The organism is Cryobacterium frigoriphilum, from assembly GCF_004403305.1.
GTDB classification, from domain to species: domain Bacteria; phylum Actinomycetota; class Actinomycetes; order Actinomycetales; family Microbacteriaceae; genus Cryobacterium; species Cryobacterium frigoriphilum.
The window spans coordinates 1-3420 of record NZ_SOHE01000052.1 but is presented as its reverse complement, the minus strand read 5'-3'; the positions used below and the strand labels follow the sequence as shown (position 1 = coordinate 3420).

The following is a 3420-nucleotide window of genomic DNA, read 5'->3' as shown; positions in this document are numbered from 1 at the left end:
GTGCCAGCTCGCGCGACGGGTTGTGGCGGCGCGGGTCGCTGCCGCACGGGTGGCGGCGTGGGTTGTGGCCGCGCGCGCAGTGGCGGCGCGGGCGGGGCGCGGGGATTCTGGGGGCCGTGATTGCGCTGGGGGTGACGGCGGCATCCGTCGTCGCCATCGTGCCGGCGAACACGGTCTCGGCATCGTTCAGCGCCCGCACGGTCGCGGCGGCGAACTCGTGGGCGACGGGAGTGGCCCCGGTGCCGCTCGGAACGGCGGCCGGCTATGCGGTGTTGGCCGGCACGCTCGTGAGCAACGGCGCGGCGAGTCGGCTGGCGGGCAACGTGGGCACCAGCCCGGGAGCTTCGATCACCGGTTTTCCGCCCGGGCAGACCACCGGAACCCTGCAGCGCAACACCGCGGCGGCGACCGCGGCGCAGAAAGACCTCGCGACGGCCTACGCTGCGCTGGCAAGCCGCGCCGGAACGAGCCGAGCGCCCGCACTCACCGGCACCCTGCTGGCGGGGGTGCACTCGAGCAGCACGGGAGCCTTCACCGTGCCGGGAGTACTGACCCTCGACGCGAAGGGCGACCCGAGCGCGGTCTTCGTCTTCACCTCGACGACGCTCGCGACGGCGCCGAGCAGCCAGGTGCTGCTCGTGAACGGAGCCGCCGCGAAGAACGTGTTCTGGCGGGTCGGCGGCACGGCGAGCCTCGGCGATTCGAGCGTCTTCGCCGGATCACTGCTGGGCGCGGGAAACATCTCGGTCGAGACGAACGTCGCCGTCACCGGACGGCTGCTGACGACCGGCGGTTCCATCGTCATCAAGCACCTCGAGCAGGTATTTCCGGCCGCCTAGGGCAGGTCTCGGCGAGCCCACAACTGCTCACTCCTGATCTATTGGGCGAAACAGTACCCGGGTGAAGAGGTAGTTCGCGGCGAACGACAGCGGAATGCTCGCGAGCTTGAACGCGAGCGGCGGGCCGTCGGTCAGCGTGACGGCGAGCTGGATCAGGCCGGAGAAGAACACGATGTTCGCGGCGTACCAGGCGAAGAATGCGAGGTAGGTGCGCACCCGGGCTCGGGCCGCGAAGGCGAAACGGGCCACCAGAAAGTACACGACGGTCAAGGCGATCGCGGAGCTGATCGCGTTCGCCTGCCAGGGCAGCAGCCCGGCGAGCACGAGCAGCGCGAACCCGACGAGATCGATGACGAGTCCCACGGCGGACCCGCCGAAGAAGCTCAGAAACTGGCGCATACCCTCAGTGTGCGTGATGTGGCTGTGCCCAGGCCGGGCGGGGGTTCGGCACGGGGGCGGGGGACATCCGCTGCCGCAGAATTGGGGTGGACGGGCTGGGTCTTGAAAAGTGGGGGCGCTAGCAGTGGGGGTAGTCGGGCACTCGCCCCCCGCGGGGGTCTCACCCTACGGTTGAGGTTCCGGGGGGAATTGGTCTTCGTTGGGTCATCTGAAACACACCCCTGGGAGTACCGAGAGGCAACACCGTGACCATCGCTCCGACGTCCCTCCTGAAACGTTTGCCCGTTCGCGCCATGCTGGCCAGCGGCGCCGCCCTGGGCCTGGGCACCATCCTGACCTTCGCCGCCTTCAGCGATGACGGCGCAGTCACCGCGGAATTCAGCACCGGCAACGTCGACATCGCCTTCGACGGCGGGGCCCAGGGCACGCCGACGCCCTACGCATCGAACCTGAAGATGTCGGACGCGAAGATCGGCGATGTGGTCTACCGCCAGCTCATCGTCAACAACCAGGGCAGCCTGGACTTCTCGTACGGGGCCACGCAAGACGTTGCGCTCTCGCTCACACCTGACTCCGCGAAGCTGGCCGGTGCCCTCGACATCTCCGTGGTCAAGGTGACCACCGTCGACACCTGCGCCGCCGCCGACTTCACCACGGCGGCCCCCACTCCGATTCGGGTCAGCACGGTCAAGAGCCTGACGCTGCCCGTATCGCCCATTCTGGCGGGTACCAAGAGCAAGGGCAGCTATCCCACGAAAGACATCTTCTGCTTTCGGCTGGCCCTGATCGGCGCCACGAGCGGTGGCAGCGTCACGGCCAACAATGCACTCGACAGCGCCCTGATGAACGAGACCGTCGGCGTGAAGTTCGACTTCGTCGCGACCCAGTTGCCGGCCTAACCCGCGGAGTTCCAGCGTGCACCAGACCGAACGTGAGCCCCTGCCCGGCGCGATAGAGCCCCGGCGGGTGTTTGCGCGCGTGCGCGTCGCGCTGTCGCTGTTCGCGCTGCTGGGCCTCGGCGTCTTCGGCACCGGCGCAACGCTCACCGAGTCCGGCAGCGTGGCGGCGGCCTTCGAAACCGCAAGCCTCGATCTGGCCGTCACCGCGAACGGCCAGTCGGTGTCGGCCGGCTATCTGGTGCCGGCCAGCGGTAACGACGCCCTCTACCCGGGCGGCGCCGGCGTGCTGACTGAGCTCACCGTGCACAACGTCGGGCGGATTCCGCTGCGACTGAGCTCGCTGGTCTTCGACGCGACCCGGGCCGCCGGGCTGTCGGCGACGGATGCCGCGGCCCCCACCGACGCGGGCCTCACCGCCCTGCGCGGCGAGCTCGTCGTTGCCGCGGCCGTCAACGTCGTGTGCGACGCCGCAGCGATGTCCCCGCTCGCCGGAACGTCCCACTTGGTCGGCGACCCGGCCGGTCTGGCCGTTGCCGCGCCGACCGTGGCTCCGAACGGCCGAGTCTCCCTCTGCGTGCGCGTGTTCATACCTTCTATTAGGGCGGCACACGCGACGATCGACCAGAACGATACGCCGACCCTGAGCATCCGTCTCGATGCCGAACAGGCCGCCTCGTGAACCGCGCGCTGCGGGTGGCCCGAGAGGTCGGCCTGACGCTCGGGGCCGTCCTCGGGGTCGTGAGCATTCTCGCGGCACTCGCCGCGGCATTTTTCGGCATCACCCCCCTCATCTTTCGCTCGGGATCGATGGCGCCGCTGATCGAGACCGGCGCGCTCGCGATCGCGCACCGGGTGCCGGCCGCCGATATTCGGGTGAACGACATCATCAGCGCGACGAATTCCTCCGGCACCCGCGTCACCCACCGGGTCGAGGCGATCGACGAGCTCGAGGGCGGGTCGGTCGCCCTCACCATGCGCGGCGACGCCAATCCGATAGCGGATGCCGAGCCCTACGTGCTCGCACAGGCCGACCTGATTCTGTGGCACGCCAATGGTCTCGGGTTCGCTCTGCAGGAGGCGCAGAAGCCGCAGTGGATCTTTGTGATCGGCCTGTTCGTGGGCGGCATGCTGATCGTCTCGGCGCGCCCGCGACGTGTGGCCGGCGCCGTCGGGGCCGACGTGGCGGTGCCGGATCGGCCGCGCGTTGCCGCGGTGCGCGTGCCCGCGGTGTACGGCTGGCGGCACGCGCAGGAACTCGTGCCGCCGCGCGCTGCGCGTTGGCT

The 3420-nt window shown here is 69.6% G+C and carries 5 protein-coding genes; 4 read left to right on the top strand and 1 reads right to left on the bottom strand.

Going from position 1 to position 3420, the window contains the following annotated elements; translation table 11 throughout:
- A partial coding sequence (locus E3T55_RS11830; RefSeq protein WP_134519779.1) for an ice-binding family protein occupies positions 1–839 on the top strand: 839 nt, incomplete at its 5' end.
- A gap of 27 nt (positions 840–866) precedes the next feature.
- Here the strand turns inward: E3T55_RS11830 and E3T55_RS11825 are convergent.
- Positions 867–1238 carry a GtrA family protein gene (locus tag E3T55_RS11825; RefSeq protein WP_134519778.1) on the bottom strand — a complete coding sequence of 124 codons (372 nt, stop codon included), beginning with the start codon at positions 1236–1238 and terminating at the stop codon, positions 867–869.
- Positions 1239–1483: 245 nt separating this feature from the next.
- Between E3T55_RS11825 and E3T55_RS11820 the strand changes: the two genes are divergently transcribed.
- From E3T55_RS11820 to E3T55_RS11810, 3 genes are all read left to right on the top strand, one after another.
- Entirely contained in the window at positions 1484–2137 is a 654-nt protein-coding gene (locus E3T55_RS11820; protein WP_134519777.1) for a TasA family protein, read from the top strand.
- Between the two features lie 16 nt (positions 2138–2153).
- Complete coding sequence (locus E3T55_RS11815; RefSeq protein ID WP_134519776.1) at positions 2154–2816, top strand: hypothetical protein; 663 nt, start codon at positions 2154–2156, stop codon at positions 2814–2816.
- Positions 2813–3420, top strand: a 608-nt coding sequence (locus tag E3T55_RS11810) for a S24/S26 family peptidase (protein ID WP_198418566.1), incomplete at its 3' end; no start/stop codon positions are given. The genes E3T55_RS11815 and E3T55_RS11810, both read left to right, overlap by 4 nt.